Annotated in this window: 6 protein-coding genes; 5 read left to right on the forward strand and 1 reads right to left on the reverse strand. The window is 70.4% G+C overall.

What is annotated here, in order from left to right; translation table 11 throughout:
• Positions 1-87: 87 nt before the first annotated feature.
• Positions 88-426: a PLD nuclease N-terminal domain-containing protein gene (locus AB0N31_RS36145; RefSeq protein WP_366062781.1), complete on the reverse strand. Its 339-nt coding sequence runs from the start codon at positions 424-426 to the stop codon at positions 88-90.
• Between the two features lie 87 nt (positions 427-513).
• On the opposite strand from AB0N31_RS36145, the gene AB0N31_RS36150 reads away from it, so the two are divergent.
• The 5 genes from AB0N31_RS36150 to AB0N31_RS36170 all read left to right on the forward strand — a co-directional run.
• The gene (locus AB0N31_RS36150) at positions 514-1,965 is read left to right on the forward strand and encodes a menaquinone biosynthesis decarboxylase (RefSeq protein WP_366062782.1); all 1,452 of its coding nucleotides are present in this window, start codon (positions 514-516) and stop codon (positions 1,963-1,965) included.
• Complete coding sequence (mqnP, locus tag AB0N31_RS36155; RefSeq protein ID WP_366062784.1) at positions 1,962-2,864, forward strand: menaquinone biosynthesis prenyltransferase MqnP; 903 nt, start codon at positions 1,962-1,964, stop codon at positions 2,862-2,864. The genes AB0N31_RS36150 and mqnP overlap by 4 nt, the downstream gene beginning before the upstream one ends.
• A gap of 90 nt (positions 2,865-2,954) precedes the next feature.
• Positions 2,955-3,611 (forward strand): UbiX family flavin prenyltransferase, encoded by a 657-nt coding sequence (locus AB0N31_RS36160; RefSeq protein ID WP_363088920.1) that lies wholly within the window; start codon positions 2,955-2,957, stop codon positions 3,609-3,611.
• A gap of 103 nt (positions 3,612-3,714) precedes the next feature.
• Entirely contained in the window at positions 3,715-4,170 is a 456-nt protein-coding gene (locus tag AB0N31_RS36165) for an Lrp/AsnC family transcriptional regulator (RefSeq protein ID WP_363088921.1), read from the forward strand.
• Positions 4,171-4,281: 111 nt separating this feature from the next.
• Positions 4,282-4,689, forward strand: a 408-nt coding sequence (locus AB0N31_RS36170) for a radical SAM protein (RefSeq protein WP_366062785.1), incomplete at its 3' end; no start/stop codon positions are given.

Below are 4,689 nucleotides of genomic sequence, written 5' to 3' on the forward strand. Positions count from 1 at the left end.
CGGGGCGACCCTCCGCCTTGCGATCGCACGCACCAGACGCCGCCGGGCCTGCCCTTCGGGCAGACGACGCTACTTTCGAAACACGCCCTAGGGTCCGGCGGGGCCCCGGTCGTCGTCGGGCTCGCCCTTGTCGTCCTTCCCGGTGTCGTCGAGCGACTTCAGGAACTCGGGGTTGTCGTCCGGGGCGATCCACTGCCGCTGCTGCGGGCGGCCGCCGCGGACGCCGGACCAGCCCTCGGCTGCGGGGCTGCGCTTCTTCCCCGCGACGATCCACGAGATCGAACCGACGAGCGGGAACAGCAGGACGAGGATCGCCCACAGCGGCTTGGGCATGTGGCGGATGTCGTCGTCCTTCGTGCTGATGCAGTCGATGAACGCGTAGACGCTCAGAGCCAGCGGCACCAGGAACATCAGTACCCGCAGCATGGGGTCTCTCCAGCACAGAGGGGGCGGGGCCACGAGGACAGGCCCCAGGTACGGGGCCAGGGTAGCCCCTCGGGGATACTTGACCGCATGGCTTACGACGATCTTCGTTCCCTGCTCAGGGCGCTGGAGCGCGAGGGCGACCTCAAGCGCATCAAGGCCGAGGTGGACCCGTACCTGGAGGTCGGGGAGATCGTCGACCGGGTGCAGAAGTCCGGCGGCCCCGCGCTCCTCTTCGAGAACGTGAAGGGCTCGGCGATGCCCCTCGCGATGAACGTGTTCGGCACCGACCGCCGCCTGTTGAAGGCGCTCGGGCTGAAGTCGTACGCGGACATCTCGGACCGGATCGGCGGGCTGCTCAAGCCCGAGCTGCCGCACGGCTTCGTGGGGGTCCGCGAGGCGTTCGGCAAGCTCGGCGCGATGACGCACGTCCCGCCGAAGAAGGTGAAGGACGGCCCCGTGCAGGAGGTCGTCCTGCGCGGGGACGAGGTGGACCTGGAGCAGCTGCCGGCGCTGTTCACCTGGCCGCAGGACGGCGGCTCGTTCTTCAACCTGGGGCTGACCCACACCAAGGACCCGGAGACCGGGGTCCGCAACCTCGGGCTCTACCGCCTCCAGCGCCACGACCGGCGCACGATCGGCATGCACTGGCAGATCCACAAGGACAGCCGCAACCACTACCAGGTCGCGGCGCGCCGGGGCGAGCGGCTGCCGGTCGCGATCGCCTTCGGCTGCCCGCCGGCCGTCACGTACGCCTCCACCGCGCCGCTCCCCGGCGACATCGACGAGTACTTCCTCGCCGGGTTCCTGCAGGGCAAGCGCATCGAGATGGTCGACTGCAAGACGGTCCCGCTCCAGGTCCCGGCGCAGGCGGAGGTCGTGCTGGAGGGCTGGCTGGAGCCGGGAGAGATGCGCCCGGAGGGCCCGTTCGGCGACCACACCGGTTTCTACACGCCGCAGGAGCCGTTCCCGGCGCTGACGATCGACTGCGTGACGATGCGCAGGCGGCCGCTGCTCCAGTCGATCGTGGTGGGCCGCCCGCCGACCGAGGACGGCCCGCTGGGCCGTGCGACGGAGCGGTTCTTCCTCCCGCTCCTCAAGATCATCGTCCCGGACATCGTGGACTACCACCTGCCCGAGGCCGGCGGTTTCCACAACTGCGCGATCGTCTCGATCGACAAGAAGTACCCCAAGCACGCGCAGAAGGTCATGCACGCGGTCTGGGGCGCCCACATGATGTCCCTGACCAAGCTGATCGTGGTCGTCGACGCCGACTGCGACGTCCACGACCTGCACGAGGTCGCCTGGCGGGCCCTCGGGAACACGGACTACGCCCGCGACCTGTCGGTCGTCGAGGGCCCCGTCGACCACCTCGACCACGCCTCCTACCAGCAGTTCTGGGGCGGCAAGGCGGGCATCGACGCGACGCGGAAGTGGCCCGAGGAGGGCTACACCCGCGACGGCGGCTGGCCGGAGATGGTCCTGTCGGACCCGGAGACGTCCGAACGGGTGACGCGGCGCTGGAAGGAGTACGGGCTGTGAGTTCGGCATCCGCGGCGATCCCGCGTCCGGGACGCACGAAGGCCTTCCTGCGCCTGGTGATGATCGAGCACTCGGTCTTCGCGCTGCCCTTCGCCTACATCGCCGCGCTGACCGCGATGTTCGAGCTGGACGGGAACATCCACTGGGGCCGGCTGCTGCTGGTCACCGCCTGCATGGTGGGTCTGCGCACCTTCGCCATGGCGGTCAACCGGATCATCGACCGCGAGATCGACGCGCGGAACCCGCGCACCGCCCAGCGGGAACTCGTCACCGGCGCGATGTCGGTGCGGCACGCGTGGACCGGCGCGCTGATCGCCCTGGTGGTCTTCCTGGGCTCGGCGGCCCTGCTGAACCCGCTCTGCCTGGCGCTGGCCCCGGTCGCCGTGATCCCGATGGTGGTCTACCCCTACGGGAAGCGCTTCACGAACTTCCCGCAGGCCATCCTCGGCCTCGCGCAGGCGATGGGCCCGGTCGGCGGCTGGCTGGCGATCACGGGCGAGTGGTCCTGGGACGCGGTGATCCTGGGCCTGGCCGTCGGCATCTGGATCGGCGGCTTCGACCTGATCTACGCCTGCCAGGACGTCGAGACCGACCGCGAGATCGGCGTCAGGTCGGTCCCGGCACGCTTCGGCATCCCCGCCGCGATCTGGGGCGCCCGCGCCTGCCACGCCGTCACGACGGCCCTGTTCGTCTGGTACGCCCTCGCCACCGGCGCCGGTGCCTTCTTCTGGCTGGGCCTGCTGATCGTCGCCGGCGCGTTCGTCTACGAGCACACCATCGTGCGTCCGCACGACCTGTCCCGCCTGAACAGGGCGTTCTTCTCCACGAACGGCTTCATCGGCATCAGTCTCTTCGTGTGCGCGCTGATCGACCTGCTGGTGCGCGGCCTCACCGTCTAGTCCGGTCCGGACCGCACGTTCCGGTCCGGTCCGGGCCACCGTCCCGTTCGCCGGTACGCTCAAGGTGTGAACGCAGGAGAAACGCAGCGCGTGCCTTGGATCGTGGGGGTGTCCGGGGCGTCCGGTACGCCGTATGCCGCCGCCGTGCTGCGCGCGTTGCTCGCCGGGGGCGAGAGCGTCGACCTGGTCGTCAGCCGGGCCTCGCGGCTCACGCTGCTCGACGAGACGGGGATCTCCTTCCGGGACGCGCACTGGCGGGACGACCTGCGGGAGTGGCTCGCGCGGGGCGCCGACGGCAAGCCGGACGCCTTCGACGTCGACGTCGAAGGGGACGCCGTGCGGTACTGGGCCGCCGGTGACCTGGCGGCGGGGCCGTCGTCGGGGTCGTACCCGGCGAAGGGGATGCTGATCGTGCCCGCCTCGACGGCCTGCGTGGCGGGCGTCGCGCTGGGGCTGTCCAAGGACCTCCTCCAGCGGGTGGCCGGTGTGACGCTCAAGGAGCGCCGCACGCTCGTCGTCGCCGTCCGGGAGACCCCGCTGAACGGGCAGACGCTGCGGCACCTCGTCGCCCTGGACGACGCGGGCGCGAGCGTCGTGCCCGCCTCCCCGGCCTTCTACGCGGGCGCCACCCACATCCAGGACCTGGTCGACTTCGTCGCCGGCCGGGTCCTCGACGCGGCGGGCGTGGGGCACGGCCTCTACCGCCGCTGGAAGGGCGAACTCGGCGGCGGCGCCCGCCCCGCCTGAGGCCGCGCCGGAGAACAGCGCCACCGGCACCACCTCGCACGACTCCAGTAACTCTTCAGATCTCTCAGACCTCTCAGACCTCTTCATCGGAAGGCTCGATCGCATGGACGCGGTGGACAGGCAGCTCATCCAGGCCCTGAGGGAGAACGGCCGGGCCTCGTACGCGGAGCTGGGGCGTCTCGTCGGCCTGTCGGGACCCAGCGTCACCGACCGCATCAACCGGCTGGAGGCGGCCGGCGTCATCACGGGCTACCGGGCCACGGTGAACGCCGCCTCGCTCGGCCTCGGCGTCACCGCCCTCATCGGCATCTCCCTCTCCGACGCCGCCGACCACGAGGACGTGGCCGCGCGGATGAAGGACCTCGGCGAGATCGAGGACTGCTGGTTCATCGCCGGCGACGACTCGTTCATGCTCAAGGTGCGGGCGAACGACGTCGACGGGCTGGAGCGGATCATCCGCCGGCTGTCGGGGACGAAGGGCGTGTCCCGGACCCGTACGACCATCGTGCTCTCCACCAAGTGGGAGAACCGGGTGGGGGAGCTTCCGGAAGAGGTCTGACGGCCGGGTCCGACGGTCGGGTCCGCGGGCCGGGTCCGGCGGCCGGGTCCGACGGTGTCGGGGCGTACGGTTGACGAAGTCTGTCTCAGGGCGAACGGAAGAGGTAGGGGCATGGACGTCGGGCTCAAGCGCGAGCTGGAGCAGAAGGTCGCGGCCGGTGAGCGGCTGACCCGCGAGGACGGCATCGCGTTGTACGAGTCGGACGACCTGGCCTGGCTGGGCGGTCTGGCGCACGAGGTGCGGACGCGGAAGAACGGCGACGTCGTGCACTTCAACGTCAACCGGCACCTCAACATGACCAACGTGTGCACGGCCTCCTGCGCGTACTGCTCCTTCCAGCGCAAGCCGGGGGAGAAGGACGCGTACACGATGCGCATCGAGGAGGCCGTCAAGCTGGCGAAGGCGATGGAGAACGAGCACCTCACCGAGCTGCACATCGTCAACGGGCTGCACCCGAACCTGCCGTGGCGGTACTACCCGCGCTCCCTGCGCGAGCTGAAGGCCGCCCTGCCGAACGTG

This window comes from Streptomyces sp. NPDC051051, assembly GCF_040682975.1.
Lineage (GTDB): Bacteria > Actinomycetota > Actinomycetes > Streptomycetales > Streptomycetaceae > Streptomyces.